Raw genomic sequence first — 21,330 nt, forward strand, 5'->3', positions numbered from 1 at the left:
CATATTTGCTTTTGACGTATTTTGAAAAGCTATTGTTTATTTGAGGTGATATGTTTTGGAGAGAAAAACCTTTAATTTACAGGTTATGTCCATAAACGGAATATTCTATAACGGCAGAGCTGCTGAAATAATTTTGCCCTGCATTGACGGTGAATATGCCATTCTTCCGGAGCACGAGGAATTGGTGCTTGCAATTTACAACGGCAAGATGACCATAAGAGATGAGATTGGCGATAAGATTGACTGTATCGTTGGTGTGGGCTCAGCTCAGATCGCAAATAACAGAGTTATCGTTATCGTCGATACAGTTGAAAAGCCTGAAGATATCGACAGAAACAGAGCAAGAAGAGCTTTGGAGCGTGCAGAAGAAGAGATGCGACAGAATAATTCCATCAAAGAGTATTACACTGCACAGGCGGCCATGGCAAGAGCGCTTACAAGACTTAAGCATTCATCTGATTATGGACTTGATTAAATCAATTTTTTGTTGGTAAATTATCTGACATCATATTTTTATTGATTCATTTATATGATGTTATGGAGGGGTATGAAAAAAACAGCACACAGTGCTTTACTTGATGAAATTAAGGCGATAGCCTGCATATTTGTTATATTTATTCATTGTAAGTTTCCCGGTGTTACAGGAGATATCTTCGAAGCCCTTGCGCGCTTTGCAGTACCATTTTTCTTTGTGATATCTGGGAAATATCTTTTAAAGAAATCCTGTAGGGAGCCGTCTGAAATAAGAAAAGCTGTTTTAAAAAAGACGGAAAAACTCTTGGGGATACTTTTTCCTGTTTGGATTTTCTATACACTTTATTCCTTTTGGTACAGCCTGACAGTTGATCATTCAGTGCAAGAATGGCTTTCCGATAAATATAACAGTTTTGAATTTTCAAGACTGATATTATTTAATTCGGGTAAATTTATTTACGATTTTACGTATGCATTTGACCATCTCTGGTTTATATTTGCTCTCGTATATGTCTATTTACTTGTTATAGTATTTGCCAGATTTGTAAGAGCATGGGCGCCTTTTCTTACGGTAGCTTTGATTGTTTTACTTTTTGTGCTGGAGCTTTTACAGACCTATTATCCTATAAGACCCTTTGATATCAGCATTTCTACCTGGTATGTGGTTAGAAACTGGCTTTTTGTCGGTGTTCCCTTCACAATGCTGGGAGTGTGGTTTAGCGATAAGCTTTCTGAAATTGAATTTTTTAGTAATTATTCCGCAGGACTTACATTTTTAGCACTGGGAATTCTTTCTACTCTGGCTGAATATTCCATCTTGAAAAGTAAGGAGGTTTACCTTGGATCATTACTTATTGTTCTTGGACTTCTTATTTTGGAAAATACATGGAAAATTAACGGAAAGAAAAACATATTTGGATTAAAAACACTGGGATTTGTAGGAAGCGTAATTTCATCGCATATATATTATTTGCATGTATTTGTAATATCTTTATTTGGATGGTTCATAGACAGAATAAATCCCGAATTATACGGAAATGAAGCATTTATGTATGCAAGACCGCTGATAGTGATCGTTCTGACTTTGATATTATCACTTGCTATTTACATAATAAAAGCTTTGACTATAAGAAATAAAAATGTATAATTATACAGATACGCTTTTTAATATTTATAAATATACATTTTGATTTAGTTGATTACTCAGCATAAGCTATATTATAATAGCACTCAAATTCGCAATTTAACCTATAGAAAGAACTTTTATATGAACAGAGAAGAATTGATTAAATTTATAAATGATAAAAAGGTTGTCTTCCTGGATGGCGGTACCGGAACTTTTCTAATGAAAAGAGGTCTGCCTGCAGGTGCTTGTACAGAGCAGTGGCTTATTGAACATGAAGATGTAATTAAAGAATTGCAGAGCGCTTACGTAGATGCAGGCTCTGACATTATCTATGCACCTACTTTTACAGGAAACAGAATTAAGCTTAAGAATTTCGGCCTCGAAGATAAGGTCCAAGAAATAAATACAAAGCTCGTGGAAATTGCCAGGGAAAGCGCCGGTGATAAGGCTCTTGTTGCAGGTGATATCACCATGACAGGCAGACAGCTTGTGCCTATGGGAGACCTTGAGTTTGAGGAGCTGATAGATGTCTATAAAGAGCAGATAAGTGTTCTTGTTGATGCAGGTGTGGATCTTCTTGTAGTAGAGACCATGCTTAGTCTTCAGGAATGTAGGGCAGCCCTTATTGCAGCAAAAGAAGTTTCCGATATCGCTGTTATGGTGACCCTTTCCTTTGAAGCTGACGGAAGAACACTGTTTGGTACAGATGCTAAAACCGCAGCCATAGTTCTCGAATCCCTTGGAGCAGCTGCAGTCGGTGCGAATTGTGGAACGGGCCCCGATAAAGTTGTAGGCATTATAGAAGATATTGCTTCTGTAACAAGTATCCCTGTTATTGCTAAGCCAAATGCCGGACTTCCGATGATGAATCCCGATGGAACCACAGGCTATGACATGGACTGTGATACCTTTGTAATAGAAATGGAAAAGCTTCTTCAGGCAGGAGCAACTGTAATCGGTGGATGCTGCGGAACCGATCCGGCATATATTAAGGGAATCCACGATAAGTATTCCGGATTTGTAAGCGAAGCTACGCGCAAACCTGTCGGAATAAGATACCTTACAAGTGAGAGAGAAACTGTAGCATTTTCACTTAATGATCCTTTCATGATCGTAGGTGAGAGAATAAATCCCACGGGAAAGAAAAAGCTTCAGGCAGAGCTTCGTGAAGGAAAGCTGGATATGGTCTGTGATTTTGTATCACAGCAGGAAAGTGACGGGGCAGCAATTCTTGATGTTAACGTGGGAATGAGCGGTATCGACGAGAAGCAGATGATGTGCGATGTTCTTGATGAGATCATACCTTTGACATCACTTCCTCTTTGTATTGATACCAGTGATGAAGCCACAATGGAGATGGCTCTGAGGAAGTATCCCGGAAGAGCTCTCATTAACTCCATTTCCCTGGAAAAGGATAAGGCGGAGAGATTTTTACCTCTCGCAAAAAAATACGGAGCTATGTTTATTGCGCTTCCTGTCGGCCCCAAGGGACTTCCAAAGGACCTTGCGGAAAAACACAGCTTTATAGATGAGTTATGTAATAAAGCCTATGAGCTTGGACTTACAAAGGAAGATATAGTTGTTGATGGTCTTGTTGCAACCATCGGAGCAAACCCTGAGGCAGCTCTGGAGACACTTTCCACTATTGCTTATTGCAAGGAAAAAGGTCTTGCAACCATCTGCGGACTATCCAATATCTCATTTGGACTTCCTCAGAGAGCATTCATAAATACAGCTTTCCTTACCATGGCGATTGCAAACGGTCTTACTATGGCTATCTGTAATCCATCACAGGAACTGCTTGTAAACAGTGCTTATGCATCCGACCTTTTGAGACATAAGGAAGATGCCGATATTCGTTATATCGAAAGAATGAACCGTTATGATGGAATGAACGTGCAGGTGGCTTGCGTTCCAAAGGGACAGACTCTTTCGGTAACACCTTCTGTTAAAGCTGAAAATGCATCATCAGATAAAAAGGAAGATGCTGCTCCTAAGGAAGCGGGTAGTAAAAGCTCTTTTTATGAGATTGTGAAAACAGATGTAATGAAGGGCTCCAAGAAGAATATAGAAAAGGATACCCTTGATGCTATAGATGCAGGGTGTGATCCCAAGGTGCTTCTTAATGATGTACTGATGCCCGCTATAAACGAAGTTGGAGAGCTTTTTGATAAAGGAAAATACTTCCTTCCGCAACTTATAGCAAGTGCTGAAGCCATGAAGCTGAGCATTGCTAAGCTGGAACCGCTTCTTAAGGAATCAGAGGGAGAGGGAGCTAAGGATAAGGTCACAATTGTAATCGCTACAGTTCACGGCGATATTCACGATATCGGCAAAAATCTGGTAGCCCTTATGCTTAAGAATCATGGATTTAATGTAATCGATCTTGGAAAAGATGTTCCAAGTGAAAAAATAGTTGATACAGCTATTTCTGAAAATGCAGGAATTATCGCACTTTCAGCTCTTATGACCACAACAATGCAGGAAATGAAAAATGTGGTCAGACTTGCGAAGGAAAAGAACTGCAATGCCAAGATAATCATCGGCGGAGCTGTTGTAACAGAAGATTATGCCTGGGAAATAGGCGCAGACGGATACTCATCCGATGCCGCTAACTGTGTGCGGGTGGTTAAGAAAATCATCAGCGAAGTATAATATTTTCCCTTTACGTGATAAAATTTACAAAAATGGAGGCTTAATTATGAATGGAGCACAGGCGATAGTTAAATGTCTCGAAGAAGAAAAAGTTAAGGTTGTTTACGGTTACTCCGGAGTTGCAATAGCTCCTTTTTATGATGCTCTCGGAGAAACCGATATAAAGCAGGTTCTTGTAAGAACCGAGCAAAATGCTGCTCATTGCGCCAGCGGCTATGCCCGAATAAGCAGAGAGGTTGGTGTATGTGCTGTTACAAGCGGTCCCGGTGCCACAAATCTTATCACCGGAATTGCAACTGCTTATGCGGACAGCATTCCGCTTGTTTGCATAACAGGTCAGGTTAATTCTGAGCTTATCGGCAGTGATGTTTTCCAGGAAGCTGATATTACAGGCGCTGCCGAATCATTTGTAAAATATAGTTATCTAATAAGGGACGTCAATGATATTCCGAGAATTTTCAAAGAAGCTTTTCACATTGCAAGTACCGGAAGAAGAGGTCCTGTTCTAATTGATATTCCTATGGATATCCAGATGGCAGAGATATCCAAATTTGCTTATCCCGATAAAGTTAATATGCGTACCTACAAGCCGACTATAGAGGGTAACGCTGTACAGATAAAGAAGGTCGTAAAAGAAGTTGCTCAGGCAAAGAGACCTATTATCTGTGTAGGAGGCGGTGTTCATCTTTCAGGCGCTGTAGATGAGATTAGAAAATTCTCTAAGGAAAATCAGATTCCTGTTGTATCAACCATGATGGGAATTGGCGTCATGAGTTCTCTTGATCCCATGTATTTCGGAATGGTGGGAAATAACGGAAGACCTTATGCCAACAGAGCTCTAAATGAGTCGGACCTTCTTTTGATGGTCGGTGCACGAGTTGCAGACAGAGCTGTGAACAGACCCGATCTTATTACTGAGAACAAGGTTCTAATCCATATTGATGTAGACCCGGCAGAAATCGGTAAAAACGTAGGACCAACCATACCTCTTGTTGGTGATATCAAGCATATTTTCAAGAAAATAAATGAGTTTGAGGATAAAGAAGATCTTATCCATAAGAGACAGGATTGGATTGACACCCTGAATGAATACAGACTTACCATGGTTGAAAAGAGACCTGAAATAGATACCACTAAATTCGTTGATCCCATGGCTTTTCTTAATAAGCTTTCCATAAGGCTTCCGGAGGATGCAATTTATGTTGCAGACGTCGGACAGAACCAGATATGGTCCTGCAGATGGCATCTTGTAAAGAAGGGAAGATTCCTTACATCAGGCGGAATGGGAACAATGGGTTATTCCATACCTGCTGCCTTTGGCGCAAAGGAGGCTGACCCACACAAGACTGTAGTTGCTGTCATGGGTGAAGGTGGTTTCCAGATGTCCATGATGGAGCTTTCAACCTTGAAGCAGTATGGAAATAACGTGAAGATTGTTATTTTTAGAAACAATTTCCTTGGAATGGTTCGTGAGTATCAGCATTATAAGCTTGAAGACAGATACAACATGGTTATACTTGATGAATCTCCGAAGCTTGATAAGATTGCTGAGGCCTACGATATGAAATATTTAAAGGCGAATAATCAGGAAGAGGCTGATGCACTCATTGAAGAACTGCTTAAGGATGATGCTCCTGTAATTGCTGAAGTTGTAGTTGATCCTTATGACCTGGCTAAGTAAAGGGTGGTAGATTATGAAAAGAATTTATTCTGTACTTGTTGAAAACCATGCCGGTGTTCTTTGTAAGGTAGCGGGATTGTTTTCAAGAAGAAATTTTAATATCGATTCTCTTGTTGTTGGTGAGACCAATTCAAGGGATGTATCCTGCATGACAATCGTATCAAGCGGAGATGAAAGAACCATCGAACAGATAGAAAAACAGCTCAACAAAAAGCTTGATGTAATAAAGGTTAAAACCTTTAAAGAGAGCATAAGTATATGCCGAGAGCTCACTTTAATTAAGGTGCGTTACAACAGAGAAAATCGCAGAGATATCATGGAAAATTGCGATATTATGAAAGCTCAGATCGTTGATATGAGTAAAAATCTCATGATGATTCAGATATGCGATACTCCGGAGAGGGTTGAGCTTTTCATAGAAATGCTTCGCACAGTATCAATAGTTGAGATTGCAAGAACCGGTACTGTAGCCCTTACAAAATGCGGAGAAAATGACAAAAACTGAACTTTGTTTAAAATATACAATAATTTAAAGCGTTAAAGCTTTAAATTATAAAAGTATTTCATTGACTTATGCATTAAAAACGCATAAAATTTATTGATATAAGTTTAAACGGCAGTTTATTGGAGGAGTATGAAGAAGAAAGTATTTCAGCTGCTGGTAGACAATACATCCGGTGTTTTGACCAGAATCTCAGGTCTTTTCGCACGCCGTGGCTATAATATCGAGAGTATTACAGCCGGAACTACCACAGATCCAAACTATACCAGAATAACAATTGTTGCATCAGGCGATGATGTGATCTTAGATCAGATCGAGAAGCAGCTCAGTAAGCTTATCGATGTAAGAGATATTCATGAGCTTGAGCCTGACGACAGCGTATACAGAGAGCTTTCTCTTATCAAGGTCAGAGCCGGAGAGAAAGAGCGCGAGAGCATAATGACTATCGCCAATATTTTCAGAGCTAATATCATCGATGTTACCCCGGAGTCTCTTATTATCGAGATTACAGGTAATCAGTCAAAGGTTGATGCACTTCTTAAAATGCTTGAGGGTAAAGAGATTCTTGAGCTTGCAAGAACCGGAATCGCAGGTCTTACAAGAGGTATTGATAAGGTAGTTTCTGTAAAGGAACTGGAAGAGAAATAACAGGTTTACTACGAAATATTATCTATTTCGCTGTATATATAAAATTTAAATTTACGGAGGTAAGGAAACATGTCACAGGAAGCACGCATTTTCTATCAGGAGGATTGCAACTTATCACTTTTAGAGGGTAAGACAATTGCAATTATCGGATATGGTTCACAGGGTCACGCACACGCACTGAACCTTAAGGAGTCAGGCTGCAACGTCATTATCGGTCTTTATGAAGGCTCTAAGAGTAAAGCAAAAGCTGAGGCACAGGGACTTAAGGTTTATCCTACAGCTGAAGCAGCAAAGATGGCTGATGTGATTATGATCCTTATCAACGATGAGAAGCAGGCTAAGATGTATAAGGAAGATATCGAGCCCAACCTTGAAGCAGGCAACATGCTTATGTTCGCACACGGCTTCAACATTCACTTCGGTCTCATTCAGCCCCCCAAGGATGTTGATGTAACAATGATCGCACCCAAGGCTCCAGGCCACACAGTAAGAAGTGAGTATCAGGCCGGAAAGGGAACACCTTGTCTTGTAGCTGTACATCAGGATGCTACAGGTAAGGCTCTTGATAAGGCTCTGGCTTATGGCGCTGGTATCGGCGGTGCAAGAGCAGGTATCCTTGAGACCACATTCAGAACAGAGACAGAGACAGACCTCTTTGGTGAGCAGGCAGTTCTTTGCGGTGGTGTTTGTGCACTTATGCAGGCTGGTTTCGAAACTCTTGTTGAGGCTGGTTATGATCCGAGAAACGCATACTTCGAATGCGTACACGAGATGAAGCTTATCGTAGATCTTATCTATCAGTCAGGTTTTGCAGGAATGAGATATTCAATCTCAAATACAGCTGAGTATGGTGATTACGTAACAGGTCCTAAGATCGTTACAGAAGAAACAAAGAAGACAATGAAGAAGATCCTCTCCGATATTCAGGACGGAACCTTTGCTAAGGAATTCCTTCTTGATATGAGCGATGCAGGCGGACAGGTTCACTTCAATGCTATGAGAAAGCTTGCAGCTGAGCATCCCGCTGAGCAGATCGGTAAAGAGATCAGAAAGCTTTACAGCTGGAACAATGAAAACGACAAGCTTATAAACAACTAATTTTATAGGATTTTATAAGGGCTGCCGCTAAGCGGCAGCCTTTTTCATCAGAGAATAATCAAGCGAAATCCTATTTTATTAGTTATATAGTCAAATTGGAGTGTTTTAGTAATGGAGTATTACAGAAAAAGACCGACTCACATTAGAGTTATTCAGATAATGGTGTTGTCTTTTCTAATGTACATAGTTGCTGTTTTGCCATTTTTTATTAAGAGAGGACTGCCATTCTTTTATTACGGTGATTATAATGTGCAGCAGATTCCTTTTTATATAGTGGCTCACAGAGCAATCAGAAACGGAGAGTTGTTCCTAAACTGGAGTGTTGATCTTGGCACAACTCTTATGACATCCTTTTCGTTTTATCTTTTAGGAAGTCCGTTTTTCTGGTTGACGATACCATTCCCGGAAGCAGCAATTCCTTATATGATGCCATTTCTGATGGCACTTAAATATGCAATCTGTGCAGGAACAGCCTACATTTACATAAGAAAGCATGTAATAAGAGATGAATCGGCTATGCTGGGGGCTTTGCTATACGCATTTTCAGGTTTTAATGCATGTAACATAGTGTTTAACCATTTTACAGATGCAGTAGCTTTCTTCCCTTTGTTTCTCTATACATTCGATGGTCTACTTGAAATAGACCATCATCAGGATCACTGGTTCTATATTCCGGGCAGAAGAAAGCTTTTGGCATTTTCATTAATGACACTGCTTATGGCTGTCATTAATTACTATTTCTTCTTTGGGCAAATTGTATTTCTGCTAATTTATTTTGTGGTCAGATATGTTCCGGGAAACAGACCGAGACAGATTTTCAGAATGGTTCTAAGAGCACTGTTCGGAGGCTTGGTTGGATGCCTTATAGGAGGCTTTTATCTGCTGCAGGCATTTTACGGTATAAGCGGAAACGACAGGCTTTCAGAGTTGATGCTTGGGTATGACGCTGTTGCATATCCCAGTATGAAGATGTTGTGGGATATCCTAAAGAGTATGGTTATGATCCCTGACATAATCGGAAAGGGAACTGTATTCTATACCGGTGAAGTGAGAGTTGCATCACTGGCAGTATATCTGCCTGTTTTTGGTATAGCAGGAGTTGTAGCATATTTTCTTTCGCATAAGTTTAAGGATGATGAATATAAGAGACTTCTTTTTGTGTGTCTTATCTTTTCGCTGATACCGATCCTGAATGCCAGCTTTTCGATGTTTAATGCCAATTATTACTTTAGATGGTTCTACATGCCAATACTTTTCATGGCGCTTGTAACTGCGAAGGTCGTTGAAAGAGGCAGGTCCATCAATTTGAGAAAAGGCGTTCTGGCAACGAATTTTGCGTATATTCTGATTCTCCTTATATCAATTCTTCCAAGCTATGACAGTGAGGGAAGTATTGTATTTAATGAGCTTATAGAAAATGCAAAGATATATGAAAGACAGGTTGTCGGAACTGCAGTAATGCTCGTACTTCTCATCATAACTGTATTTGCTTTTCCGAAATGCATAAGAAAAATAGGTGGGCACACTTTGAAAAAGCCTGTAATGAGGCTGAATGTATTGTTTTACCTAACTGTTTTTGGAAGCGTCCTTACACTGTTTTTGATGCTTCAAAGCGGAAGCGGACTTATCACAGATTACGGTAAGGAGCAGTGGGAAATTCAGATGCTGAAAACCTCTCCGCAGCTTAATGGAGATGAGTTTTACAGAATCGAGACAGATGATACAGCTACAAACTATGAGTTTGTTTGGGGAAAATCTTCGCTACACAGCTTTATCAGTACAATACCTGCGCAGACCTTTGATTTTTTGAAAAATACAAGTAATGTGAACAGGTCTGTAGAAACCAAAATACCTGCGGACAGGGTTGGACTTAGAGCGATTCTTTCTCAGAAGTATTATCTTGAAAACTCAATTATAAATAAAGACGGTATCTTCAATAATGGAGATGGAATAGAAGAATTTATAAATGTTGATAGCAGGAACGGTATCGATATTTATTACAACAATAACTACATTCCAATGGGAATAGCTTATGACTATTACATCTGCGAATCAGATTTTGAGAATATGCAGAATGATGGAATAAGAGATAAGGTTCTTAGTGCCGGCGTGGTTATAAATGACGACGATGCTGAAAAACTTGAAAATGAGATTGCAGAGCTTCCGGAGAAATATTACCTGGCTGAGATACCTATTGAGTTCTTCAATATGAACTGCGAGGAAAAACGCGAGAGTGCCTGTGTTTCCTTTAAGCCTGATACGCATGGCTTTTCCGCCACTACTGCAAATCTCGATAAAACAAAGCTGATTTTCTTCTCTGTTCCGAACATGGATGGCTTTACCATGACTGTTGACGGAAAAGAGGCAGAAATAATTACTGCAGATTATGGAATGATGGCAGTGAAGGTAGCACCGGGCGTTCATGAGATAAGGGCTGATTATACACCCAAGGGATACGTCACTGGAATGATTTTATCCTTGATCGGAATTATTGTTTTAACTGCATATTTGGCGTTTGTTCGTTTTTACAAACAGCGTTAAAAATGGTAAATTATTAGTTGGGAAAAAATAAGGAGCGTGGAATTTATGAGCAAGATGACTATGAGCCAGAAGATTCTGGCAGCACATGCACACCTTGATGAAGTTAAGGCCGGCCAGCTTATTGAGGCTGATCTTGACCTTGTTCTTGGTAATGACATCACAAGTCCCGTCGCTATTGGGGAGATGGAAAAATTTAACACTAAGGGCGTTTTCGATAAAGACAAGATCGCGCTCGTTCCTGATCATTTCGTCCCTAATAAGGACATCAAATCAGCGCAGAACTGTAAATGCGTTCGCGAATTCGCAAAGAAAAATGATATCACTAATTATTTTGAAGTAGGACAGATGGGTATTGAGCATGCACTGCTTCCTGAAAAAGGTCTGACAGTAGCCGGCGACCTTATTATCGGTGCAGATTCCCATACCTGTACATATGGCGCTCTTGGAGCATTCAGTACCGGTGTCGGCTCAACAGATATGGCTGCCGGTATGGCAACAGGTAAAGCATGGTTCAAGGTTCCCTCTGCAATCAAATTCAATCTTACCGGTAAGCTTTCAGAGAATGTCAGCGGTAAAGATGTTATCCTTCACATCATCGGTATGATCGGTGTTGATGGTGCATTATATAAATCCATGGAGTTTACAGGTGACGGCGTAGCTTCACTTTCTATGGATGACAGATTTACTATTGCTAATATGGCTATCGAAGCAGGCGGAAAAAACGGTATTTTCCCTGTGGATGAGAAGACTCTTGAATATCTTAAGGAGCATGCTCCGGGAAAAGAGATTAAGGTTTACGAAGCTGATGCGGATGCTGAATATGATGAAGTTTACGACATCGACCTTTCAGCACTTAAGCCTACAGTTGCATTCCCTCATCTTCCTGAAAATACTCATACCTTTGATGAGAATTTCGATATTAAGATCGATCAGGTTGTTATCGGATCCTGCACAAACGGACGTATTAATGACATGAGAATCGCAGCAGATATCTTAAAGGGCAGAAAGGTAGCAGACGGAGTAAGATGTATAGTTATTCCTGCTACTCAGTCTATTTATCTGCAGGCCATGGAGGAAGGAATTATCAGAACCTTCATTGAAGCAGGTGCTGTTGTTTCCACTCCTACATGTGGTCCATGTCTTGGAGGATACATGGGTATTCTTGCTTCCGGCGAGAGATGTGTATCAACCACTAACCGTAACTTTGTAGGTCGTATGGGTGCTACAGATTCTGAGATTTACCTTGCTTCTCCTGCTGTAGCAGCTGCAAGTGCGATAACTGGTAAGCTTTCACAGCCATCTGAGCTGTAAGAATATGAGAGGATATAGACATGAAGGAAGCTAAGGGAAGAGTATTTAAATTCGGCGACAATGTAGATACAGATGTAATCATTCCTGCAAGATATCTGAACACCACAGATCACAAGGAGCTTGCTGCTCACTGTATGGAAGATATCGATAAGGAATTTATCAAAAATGTAAAAGAAGGCGACATTATCGTTGCCAATAAGAACTTTGGATGCGGTTCATCCAGAGAGCATGCTCCAATTGCCATTAAGGCTGCGGGCGTTTCCTGCGTAATAGCAGAGACCTTTGCAAGAATTTTCTATCGCAACAGTATCAACATAGGTTTACCTATTGTTGAGTGCGAAGAAGCTGCAAAGGAAATCGCTGCGGATGATGTGGTGAGCATAAACTTCGATACCGGTGTAATAACAGACGAGACCACCGGAAAGACATATCAGGGACAGGCTTTTCCTCCCTTTATGCAGAAAATTATAGACAGTGAAGGATTGGTAAATTATATCAATGCAAACAACTAACAGGCTTTTTATGGTAATCCCCTGCTACAACGAGCAGGAGGTATTACCTGAAACTTCAAAAAGACTTCTTGAGAAATATAAGGATCTTATTTCCAAGGGTGTTATTTCGGATGATAGCAGAATTGTCTTTGTAAATGACGGATCTAAGGATAATACCTGGGAAATAATCGAGAAGCTTCATGATGAGAATCCTATTTTTCAGGGAATTAAGCTTTCAAGGAACAGGGGACATCAGAATGCACTTCTTTCCGGTCTTATGACCGTAAAGGATATCTGTGATGTCTCTATTTCCATGGATGCGGATCTTCAGGATGACATTAATGCAATCGATGAGATGCTGGAGAAATATACTCAGGGTAAGGATATTGTATTTGGCGTTAGAAGCAGACGTGCGACAGATACATTTTTTAAGCGCTTTACAGCTGAGGGCTATTATAAACTCATGAACAGAATGGGAGCTGATATTGTTTTCAACCATGCTGATTTCAGACTTATGAGTAGCAGAGCTCTTAATATGCTTGCAGAATTCGGTGAGGTTAATCTTTTCCTCAGGGGGATTGTTCCGATGATCGGTCTTGATACCGATATTGTGTACTATGAGCGCTCTGAGAGATTTGCAGGAGAGAGTAAATATCCTCTTTTCAAGATGCTTTCATTTGCTTTTGAGGGTATTACATCTCTTAGTACCAAGCCCATCAGATTTATAGCTGAACTTGGTGTTTTTATATTTATAGTAAGTATTGCTGTACTTATATATAGTCTTGTGAGACATTTTACAGGACATACTATTCCCGGATGGACCACCACAGTGCTTTCTGTGTGGGCTATCGGCGGACTTACAATGATTTCACTTGGAGTTATCGGTGAATATATAGGAAAAATCTATCTGGAGACCAAGAACAGACCCAGATATATCATCGGCAAATATCTTTGCGATGAGTCAGATAAAGAGATTATTTCTTTAACTGATGTAAAATTTGAGAAATAAGGAATTGGAGATTTTTTAGAAATGGCAGAAGAAAAGAAGAAGAAAACCCCGGAAGACTTTAAGCGTGAGAGCATGGAGAGCTTCCGAGTAAAGCCCGCTGAGGGAACAAATATAAAGAAGATCATTGGCGTAGTCAGTGGTAAGGGCGGCGTTGGTAAGAGCCTTGTTACAGGACTCAGTGCCTGTGCTATGAACAGAAAGGGCTATAAGACAGGCGTACTTGATGCCGATATCACAGGTCCATCAATCCCTAAGATGTTTGGCGCTGATCCCCTTAGATATGCCGATGAAAACGGCAACATGATTCCTGCAGTTTCAGAAAACGGAATTAAACTCATGTCAGTTAACCTTCTTATGGAGAATGACACTGATCCCGTTATCTGGAGAGGCCCTGTAATCGCCGGTGTGGTTAAACAGTTTTACGGTGAGACCAACTGGGGCGATATAGATTATATGTTTGTTGATATGCCTCCCGGAACAGGTGATGTCCCGCTGACAGTTTTCCAGTCACTTCCTGTTGATGGCATTATCGTTGTGTCAACTCCTCAGGAGCTTGTATCAATGATCGTTGAGAAGGCAGTGAATATGGCAGCTCTTATGAATGTACCGATTATCGGTCTTGTTGAAAACATGAGCTATATGAACTGTCCTCACTGCAACAAACCAATTTATGTATTTGGAGAGAGTAAGCTTGATACCTATGCTGCAAACAAAGGCATGGACGTTCTTGCAAAGATTCCGCTTGATCCTGAATTTTCAAAGAAGTGTGATGCAGGTAAAATTGAGGAATATGAGCCTGACTTCTTAGACAGTCTTGTTTACAGACTTGAACAGATCTAAAGCTTTGGTAATCGTCAAAAGCACATGACGCTTACAGTTTATGAAAATGTTTTGGGGGTAATTCCATGAAGTGGAAACCGGGGAAAAAGCAGGTCAGCATAATGCTGTCTGTAATTATTTGTGCCATAGTAATTATTCTTTTTTACTATGTACTCTTTAATGGTAGCAAGATTACGGGTGGAATAAGTTCGCTTATTTCTATCCTTGCACCAGTCATCACAGGCTGTGTCATAGCTTATATTCTTACTCCTATTCTTAATTTCATTGAGAGTAAGTGGCTGTATCCTGTACAAAAGCTCAGAGGTATTGATCTTAAGAAACCGGAAAACAGAAATAAAAGAAAGAACGTCAGAAAAATAAGCGTTTTTCTTACAATGGGTTTTGCGGCCTTTATACTTTATGCAATGCTGATGGTACTGATACCTCAGCTTGTCAGAAGTATAAATGAGATCATCAGAAATTTCCCTTATTATATTACTAATCTACAGAAATACGTTGATAAATACTTAAATGACAATCCGAGAGTCAGAAGCACTGTTGATAATCTTATTCAGACCTATTCTTCAACAGTCATGGAGATGTTTAAGTCTAAGGTGGTGCCCAATATTTCTACAGTTATCTCAACTGTATCAAAGAGTATGATGAGCGCTATACAGATTTTCCTTTATCTTGTTGTAGGTGTCATAGTAGCTATCTATGTTCTTAATTCCAAGGAGCTTTTCATGGGTCAGGCAAAAAAGCTTTGCTACGCCTTCATGAAAAAAGAGAGTGCAAACGAAGTAATAGGTGCATTCAGATACGCTCATTATACATTTACTGGATTTGTTATCGGTAAGCTTGTTGATTCTTTGATAATAGGTATAATTACCTTTATTTTCTGCGAGATTTTAAAGATTCCCTATGCGGTTCTTTTATCCTTCGTAGTAGGTCTTACCAACATTATTCCTTTCTTTGGACCTTACATCGGAGCTTTCTTTGGGGCAATTTTGCTTATAATGATCAATCCGCTTAAGGCTCTGGTTTTCTTGCTGCTGATTATGATAATCCAGCAGTTTGACGGAAACATACTTGGACCTATTATTCTTGGTAACTCTACGGGACTTTCAAGCTTTTGGGTAATCTTTGCGATTCTTGTTTTTGGCGGAGTGTTCGGTCCGATTGGCTGGCTTATTGGCGTTCCTACCTTTGCCTGCATTTACACCTTCATTGGCTACGTTGCAAGGAAAAAGCTGAGAGAGAAAAAGCTTCCGAGAGATACTTCATCTTACATAGACGCAGCCTATATAGATGAAAACGGTATTACCAATATCGATGATGCCGATAACAGCAAGTATTATGTACATAATGAGGCTTCCAGCCTTAGAAGAATGTTTAAATTCTATAAAAAGGGTAAGAGCTATATTGAAAATGTAGTTCCGATCGCGACTACAAAGGATGAGGCTGATGATATTAATGAGGCTTCTGATGATGAGATTAAAAAAGATCAAGAATCAAAACATGATAATGAGGATAATATTGAGTCTTGACACTCTTTTTTCAAGTTTTATAATTGATAATATTTAATGAACCGATATGCATTATGCTGTAGTACCGATTAAGCATATAAAATCTTTTTATATAGGGAGGAGCAGATATTATGAGTAAAAAAGATTTAGATTGGTCAAGTATTGGGTTTAATTATCACAAAACTGATTATCGCTATGTTTCCAACTTCAAGGATGGAAAATGGGATGATGGAATAATTACAGAGGATGCAAGAGTTGTACTTAGCGAAGATTCCGGTGTTCTCCACTATGCACAGGAAGTATTTGAAGGCCTTAAGGCATACGAGACAGAGGATGGTCATATTGTCTGCTTCAGACCTGACTTAAATGCCAGCAGAATGGTAGATTCAGCTAAGCGTCTTGAGATGCCGGCTTTTCCTGAAGACAGATTTATCAAGGCTGTTGAAGAAGTTGTTAAGGCTAACGAAGACTGGGTACCGCCTTTTGGAAGCGGCGCAACACTTTATATCAGACCTGTTATGTTTGCGACAGGTAATGTAATTGGTGTTAAGCCTGCAAATGAGTATCAGTTCAGAATTTTCGTAACACCTGTTGGACCTTACTTCAAGGGTGGCGCAAAGCCCATCGTTGTTAAGATAAGTGATTATGACAGAGCAGCACCTCACGGCACAGGTAATATCAAAGCCGGCCTCAACTATGCAATGAGCCTTCATGCTATTGTTACAGCTCATGAAGAGGGATTTGCAGAGAATGTATATCTTGATGCCGAGAGCAGAACCTACATCGAGGAGACCGGTGGAGCAAACATCATCTTTGTAGACGCTGATGGAAACTTAGTAGTTCCCAAGTCACATACAAATTCAATCCTTCCTTCTATCACCAGAAGATCAATCGTTCAGGTTGCTAAGGATTATCTTGGACTTAAGGTTGATGAGAGACCTGTTAAGCTTGAAGAAGTAGCTAACTTCAAGGAGATGGGACTTTGCGGAACAGCTGCAGTTATATCACCTGTTGGTAAGATCAACGACCACGGCGAGGAAATCTGCTTCGAATCCGGTATGGAAGATATGGGACCTGTTATCAAAAAGCTTTATGATACACTTACAGGTATCCAAATGGGCGAGATCGAAGCTCCCGAAGGATGGGTTCACGTTATTAAATAATTTGTAGTATTATATTTTCAGAATGTATAGACCACAGCTAATTTCGTATTTATTCTTGAATAATTAATCGAAATAGGCTGTGGTCATATTCATTTATGGGATACAATCAAAACAGCATTTAATAATCAAAAAATACGTCGATTGTTAGATCATTGATATTAAAAGAGGTGCATTATTCGCTTATTTAAAGTGAATAAACATGATTATGGGCGGAGAAATTCAGAAGAAAAATACATACATTTTGCTTCTTGCTGTATGCTTAATTGCAATCTGCATTTTTGCAGCAAACAAAGTCCTGGCCAAAACCGGCGACTGCGCAGAAGTATCAATAGACGGAGAAGTAGTTTATGAATTACCTCTTTCCGAAAACACCGAACTGCTTATTACCGGCTCTGACGGCGGTAGCAACAAGCTCATCATTTCTGATGGCGTTTGCTACATTACCGAAGCCGACTGCCCGGACAAGCTCTGCATAAAGCAAGGCAAAATCAGCCACAACGGCGAAAGCATAATCTGCCTTCCCCACAAACTGGTAATAACTATACATAACGCATCAGATACATCTAGCAACGTTGACGCAATAACCAAATAACCTATAACCAATTCAATAACAAGTGCGAAGCGTTGAAGGCACAAGACACTAAATGGAGATACAAATATGAATCAGTCAGCGGAGTGGAAATTTCCAAGAACAAGATTGCAGTGGATTTGGGACAACATGGAAGGATATAGGGGACTTTATGTTGTTATTATTATTGGGACAGTAGTTTATAACATGATGCAGCTCACTGTTCCTTATTTTTCATCGAGAATCATCGATGAATTTTTAACTGGTGAGAGTGCAAAGGAAAACTTTGCCTTGCACCCCGATGAATTCTATAACCTCATCTTCATGATGATAGGATTCACGGTACTTAGATGCATCATTGTCTATTTTGACTGTCTAGGATATGAGAAGGTATCACAGGCAGTTTTATTCCGTGTCAGAAATATTCTTTATGACAAAATTCAGAGACAGGATATGAAGTTCTATAGCACCTACAGAACAGGTGACCTTATGACCAGAGTAACAGGTGACCTTGATGCTGTAAGACACATGATTGCCTGGGTTGTAAGAATGGTAATTGAAGCAATTTCCCTGATTACAGCAGTAGGCATTTATTTCATGTTCATGAACTGGAAGATGGCTTTGTGCCTTCTTGCTGTTGCGCCTTTTATTCTTGCAATTATTGTGGCCTTTAAGATGCAGGTTGCACCCATGCACAGACTTCTTCGTGAAAAGCTTGCAAAAATGAATACCATGGCCCAGGAAAATATTGCAGGTAACCGCGTTGTTAAGGCATTTGCAAGAGAAGAATACGAGATAGAAAACTTCGATAAGTGTAACACAGACTACAGAGAGACAAATAAGAAGACAGCCTATACCTGGCTTAGATTTTTTCCCTATGTAGAGACTCTTGCAAACCTGCTGCCTCTTATTCTTTTACTGGTAGGTGGTCTTTTCCTTATCGGAGATCAGATGACTATGGGACAGTACGTAGCTTTTTCTGGACTGATCTGGGCTATTGCCAACCCCATGAGACAGCTTGGAAATATCATGAACGAATTCCAGAGGTTTTCAGCGGCTTCTGTTAAGGTAATGGAAATCTATTACTCAGAGCCTGAGATTGTAGATAAGGAATACACAGCTCTTATGCCCAACAGATTTGACGGAAAGGTTGAATTCAGGGATGTAAGCTTCCAGTACTCTGATGGTAAGATTCCTGTGCTTAAGCACATTTCCTTTACTGCTGAGCCGGGGCAGACTGTTGCCATAATGGGAGAAACCGGCTGTGGCAAGACTTCACTTATTCATCTGATACCGAGATTCTATGAGCCCACAGAAGGTAAGGTGCTGATAGACGGCGTAAATGTTCAGGATATTAAGCTTAATCAGCTAAGGAAAAACATTGGTCTTGCAACCCAGGATGTGCTTTTGTATTCGGATACGATTGATGGAAATATAGCTTACGGAGATCAGTTCTTAAGTAAAGAGGATGTAACTAAGTTTGCCAGATATTCACAGGCTTCAGATTTTATAGCAAAAATGCCTGAAGGCTATGAAACAATTGTAGGAGAGAGAGGTGTTGGTCTCTCCGGTGGTCAGAAGCAGAGAATCTCTCTTGCGAGGGCTTTGGCAGTAAGACCATCAATACTTATTTTGGACGATACAACCTCAGCAGTTGATTTGGAGACAGAAAAGGCTATCCAGGATCATTTGAGGGAGCTTGATTTTAAGTGTACCAAAATAATAATTGCCCAGCGTATCTCAACCACAAAGGATGCTGATCAGATACTTATTATGCAGCACGGTGAGATCACTGAGAGAGGTACGCACGAGGAACTTATAAAGCAGGGCGGATACTACGCAGAGCTTGTTAAGCTTCAGGCCGGTGCGTAAAAGACGGAAAAGGAAAGTTTAATCTTTATCAGAGGAGACAATCATGGCACGAAATACTTACAAACAGGATGAAATACTTGAAGAGCCCTTTGACATAAAGCATCTCCTTAGGGCATCCGTATATATAAAAAGACATGCAGGAAAAATGATTCTTGCCCTGGTGCTTTCGGCTATTGGAGGAATTACGGCGCTTGTAAGCCCCATTCTTGTTCAGAAAGCACTGGATGAGGCAATACCGAATGCAGATAAAAAGATGCTGTTTACTCTTGTTTTCAGCATGGCTGTTTTTTACCTGCTCAGTATGCTTTTCATAACAGTCAGATCAAAGATTATGGTTAATGTATCTCAGGATATCATTTATCAGATAAGAAAGGATCTGTTTGAGCATCTGCAACAGCTCCCTTTCCAGTATTATGATGACAGACCTCATGGCAAGATTCTTGTAAGGGTTGTAAACTACGTTAATTCTGTGTCGGATATGCTAAGTAACGGACTGATAAATCTGGTTCTTGAATTTCTGAATCTGATTTTTATCGTAGTTTTCATGCTGTATGTTGATATTCAGCTCAGCCTTGTGGTGCTTGCAGGTGTTCCGATTCTCATGGTTTTCATGTTCTGGATTAAGAACAGGCAGAGAAAAGCATGGCAGGCTGTTTCAAATAAGAATTCAAACCTCAATGCATATCTGCAGGAGAACATTGTTGGAGCAAGAATTACACAGATTTTTGCAAGAGAAGATGAAAACGCCAAGATTTTCAAGGAGTTATCAGGAGACTGTAAGAAAACCTGGATGAAGGCTATATATTACAGTACGCTTGTATGGCCGGGAATCGATACAATATCTGTATTTGTCCGCGCTGCAATATACATTTTCGGACTTGTAATTTTTGCCGGCGGACACCAGACTCTTGGAACTATTGTTGCCATTTCAAGCTATGCTTCAAGATTCTGGCAGCCCATCATGAACCTTGGAAATATTTTCAACAACTTTATAAATAACATTGCTTATCTGGAGCGAATCTTCGAGACCATGGATGAGCCCGTAACCGTAACTGATGCAGAGAATGCTGTTCCCATGCAGAAGATGAAGGGCGAAGTTGAATTTAAGAATGTCACTTTTTCATATGAAAAGGGCAAGGAGATACTTCATGATGTTTCATTTACGGTTAAGCCCGGTGAAAGCGTTGCACTTGTTGGGCCTACAGGTGCCGGAAAAAGCACAATTGTCAGCCTGATTTCAAGGTTCTACAACGTTGACAACGGAAGCATTCTTATAGACGGGCAGGATATTTCAAAGGTTACTCTTAAGTCACTGCGTGAACAGATGGGAATCATGCTTCAGGACAGCTTTATTTTCTCAGGAACAATTGAGGATAATATCAGATACGGAAAGCTTGATGCTAAAAGAGATGAAATTATTAAAGCAAGTAAAACCGTATGTGCCCATGACTTTATAATCAGTATGTCTGATGGCTATGACACCGAGGTAAGAGAGCGCGGCGCTATTTTATCACAGGGCCAAAAGCAGCTTATTTCCTTTGCCAGAACACTTTTATCAGATCCTGCAATTCTGGTGCTTGATGAAGCTACTTCAAGTATCGACGTGCAGACTGAAAAGGCGCTGCAGCAGGGACTTAATGCAATGCTCAAGGGCAGAACAAGCTTTATTATTGCCCACAGATTATCAACCATTACAGGCTGTGATAAGATTATGTATATTAATGACGGCGGTATTACTGAAGCCGGAACCCACGAGGAGCTCATGGCTAAGAAGGGCGATTATTATAAGCTTTATACTGCTCAGATAGAGGGCCTTAGGGGCATAGCCTGATTACTATATTAATAC

The 21,330-nt window shown here is 40.2% G+C and carries 17 protein-coding genes; all 17 read left to right on the forward strand.

Annotated features, from left to right (window positions below; genetic code table 11):
* The first annotated feature begins 55 nt into the window (after positions 1-55).
* The 17 genes from atpC to G608_RS0101980 all read left to right on the forward strand — a co-directional run bounded on the left by atpC (position 56) and on the right by G608_RS0101980 (position 21,315).
* A complete protein-coding gene (gene atpC / locus G608_RS0101900) occupies positions 56-475 on the forward strand; it encodes an ATP synthase F1 subunit epsilon (protein WP_026494589.1) in 420 nt (139 codons plus the stop codon).
* A 72-nt stretch (positions 476-547) separates the two neighbouring features.
* Positions 548-1,621: an acyltransferase family protein gene (locus tag G608_RS0101905; protein WP_026494590.1), complete on the forward strand. Its 1,074-nt coding sequence runs from the start codon at positions 548-550 to the stop codon at positions 1,619-1,621.
* A gap of 120 nt (positions 1,622-1,741) precedes the next feature.
* Positions 1,742-4,255, forward strand: a complete 2,514-nt coding sequence (locus tag G608_RS0101910) for a homocysteine S-methyltransferase family protein (RefSeq protein ID WP_026494591.1) — start codon at positions 1,742-1,744, stop codon at positions 4,253-4,255.
* Positions 4,256-4,301: 46 nt separating this feature from the next.
* The gene (gene ilvB, locus G608_RS0101915; RefSeq protein WP_026494592.1) at positions 4,302-5,936 is read left to right on the forward strand and encodes a biosynthetic-type acetolactate synthase large subunit; all 1,635 of its coding nucleotides are present in this window, start codon (positions 4,302-4,304) and stop codon (positions 5,934-5,936) included.
* 13 nt (positions 5,937-5,949) lie between these two features.
* Positions 5,950-6,441, forward strand: a complete 492-nt coding sequence (ilvN, locus tag G608_RS0101920) for an acetolactate synthase small subunit (protein ID WP_026494593.1) — start codon at positions 5,950-5,952, stop codon at positions 6,439-6,441.
* A 129-nt stretch (positions 6,442-6,570) separates the two neighbouring features.
* Positions 6,571-7,086, forward strand: a complete 516-nt coding sequence (gene ilvN, locus G608_RS0101925) for an acetolactate synthase small subunit (RefSeq protein WP_026494594.1) — start codon at positions 6,571-6,573, stop codon at positions 7,084-7,086.
* A 69-nt stretch (positions 7,087-7,155) separates the two neighbouring features.
* Positions 7,156-8,184, forward strand: coding sequence for a ketol-acid reductoisomerase (gene ilvC, locus G608_RS0101930; protein ID WP_026494595.1), 1,029 nt, complete (start codon positions 7,156-7,158; stop codon positions 8,182-8,184).
* A gap of 111 nt (positions 8,185-8,295) precedes the next feature.
* Entirely contained in the window at positions 8,296-10,725 is a 2,430-nt protein-coding gene (locus G608_RS0101935) for a YfhO family protein (RefSeq protein WP_026494596.1), read from the forward strand.
* A gap of 45 nt (positions 10,726-10,770) precedes the next feature.
* Complete coding sequence (leuC, locus tag G608_RS0101940) at positions 10,771-12,036, forward strand: 3-isopropylmalate dehydratase large subunit (protein WP_026494597.1); 1,266 nt, start codon at positions 10,771-10,773, stop codon at positions 12,034-12,036.
* 20 nt (positions 12,037-12,056) lie between these two features.
* Positions 12,057-12,548, forward strand: a complete 492-nt coding sequence (gene leuD / locus G608_RS0101945; protein WP_026494598.1) for a 3-isopropylmalate dehydratase small subunit — start codon at positions 12,057-12,059, stop codon at positions 12,546-12,548.
* Positions 12,535-13,536, forward strand: coding sequence for a glycosyltransferase family 2 protein (locus tag G608_RS19540; protein WP_035794293.1), 1,002 nt, complete (start codon positions 12,535-12,537; stop codon positions 13,534-13,536). The genes leuD and G608_RS19540 overlap by 14 nt, the downstream gene beginning before the upstream one ends.
* Before the next feature lie 21 nt (positions 13,537-13,557).
* Entirely contained in the window at positions 13,558-14,376 is an 819-nt protein-coding gene (locus G608_RS0101955; RefSeq protein WP_026494599.1) for an Mrp/NBP35 family ATP-binding protein, read from the forward strand.
* Positions 14,377-14,441: 65 nt separating this feature from the next.
* A complete protein-coding gene (locus tag G608_RS19545; RefSeq protein WP_051208715.1) occupies positions 14,442-15,902 on the forward strand; it encodes an AI-2E family transporter in 1,461 nt (486 codons plus the stop codon).
* Between the two features lie 110 nt (positions 15,903-16,012).
* On the forward strand, positions 16,013-17,044 hold the full coding sequence (locus G608_RS0101965; protein WP_026494600.1) for a branched-chain amino acid aminotransferase: 1,032 nt from the start codon (positions 16,013-16,015) through the stop codon (positions 17,042-17,044).
* A gap of 205 nt (positions 17,045-17,249) precedes the next feature.
* Positions 17,250-17,636, forward strand: coding sequence for a NusG domain II-containing protein (locus G608_RS0101970; protein ID WP_207637675.1), 387 nt, complete (start codon positions 17,250-17,252; stop codon positions 17,634-17,636).
* Between the two features lie 66 nt (positions 17,637-17,702).
* On the forward strand, positions 17,703-19,484 hold the full coding sequence (locus G608_RS0101975; RefSeq protein WP_051208718.1) for an ABC transporter ATP-binding protein: 1,782 nt from the start codon (positions 17,703-17,705) through the stop codon (positions 19,482-19,484).
* Positions 19,485-19,527: 43 nt separating this feature from the next.
* Positions 19,528-21,315 carry an ABC transporter ATP-binding protein gene (locus G608_RS0101980; RefSeq protein ID WP_026494603.1) on the forward strand — a complete coding sequence of 596 codons (1,788 nt, stop codon included), beginning with the start codon at positions 19,528-19,530 and terminating at the stop codon, positions 21,313-21,315.
* Positions 21,316-21,330: the final 15 nt, after the last annotated feature.

Source organism: Butyrivibrio sp. WCD3002 (genome assembly GCF_000424265.1).
Lineage (GTDB): Bacteria > Bacillota > Clostridia > Lachnospirales > Lachnospiraceae > Butyrivibrio.

Excerpts from the sequence above, each read along its gene's own strand:
- G608_RS0101910 (WP_026494591.1), top strand. The coding sequence starts at position 1,742 with ATGAACAGAGAAGAATTGATTAAATTTATAAATGATAAAAAGGTTGTC.
- G608_RS0101975 (WP_051208718.1), top strand. The coding sequence starts at position 17,703 with ATGAATCAGTCAGCGGAGTGGAAATTTCCAAGAACAAGATTGCAGTGG.
- leuC (WP_026494597.1), top strand. The coding sequence starts at position 10,771 with ATGAGCAAGATGACTATGAGCCAGAAGATTCTGGCAGCACATGCACAC.
- G608_RS19540 (WP_035794293.1), top strand. The coding sequence starts at position 12,535 with ATGCAAACAACTAACAGGCTTTTTATGGTAATCCCCTGCTACAACGAG.
- ilvN (WP_026494593.1), top strand. The coding sequence starts at position 5,950 with ATGAAAAGAATTTATTCTGTACTTGTTGAAAACCATGCCGGTGTTCTT.
- G608_RS0101965 (WP_026494600.1), top strand. The coding sequence starts at position 16,013 with ATGAGTAAAAAAGATTTAGATTGGTCAAGTATTGGGTTTAATTATCAC.
- G608_RS0101935 (WP_026494596.1), top strand. The coding sequence starts at position 8,296 with ATGGAGTATTACAGAAAAAGACCGACTCACATTAGAGTTATTCAGATA.
- G608_RS19545 (WP_051208715.1), top strand. The coding sequence starts at position 14,442 with ATGAAGTGGAAACCGGGGAAAAAGCAGGTCAGCATAATGCTGTCTGTA.
- G608_RS0101955 (WP_026494599.1), top strand. The coding sequence starts at position 13,558 with ATGGCAGAAGAAAAGAAGAAGAAAACCCCGGAAGACTTTAAGCGTGAG.
- G608_RS0101980 (WP_026494603.1), top strand. The coding sequence starts at position 19,528 with ATGGCACGAAATACTTACAAACAGGATGAAATACTTGAAGAGCCCTTT.
- ilvN (WP_026494594.1), top strand. The coding sequence starts at position 6,571 with ATGAAGAAGAAAGTATTTCAGCTGCTGGTAGACAATACATCCGGTGTT.
- G608_RS0101970 (WP_207637675.1), top strand. The coding sequence starts at position 17,250 with ATGGGCGGAGAAATTCAGAAGAAAAATACATACATTTTGCTTCTTGCT.
- leuD (WP_026494598.1), top strand. The coding sequence starts at position 12,057 with ATGAAGGAAGCTAAGGGAAGAGTATTTAAATTCGGCGACAATGTAGAT.
- ilvB (WP_026494592.1), top strand. The coding sequence starts at position 4,302 with ATGAATGGAGCACAGGCGATAGTTAAATGTCTCGAAGAAGAAAAAGTT.
- ilvC (WP_026494595.1), top strand. The coding sequence starts at position 7,156 with ATGTCACAGGAAGCACGCATTTTCTATCAGGAGGATTGCAACTTATCA.
- G608_RS0101905 (WP_026494590.1), top strand. The coding sequence starts at position 548 with ATGAAAAAAACAGCACACAGTGCTTTACTTGATGAAATTAAGGCGATA.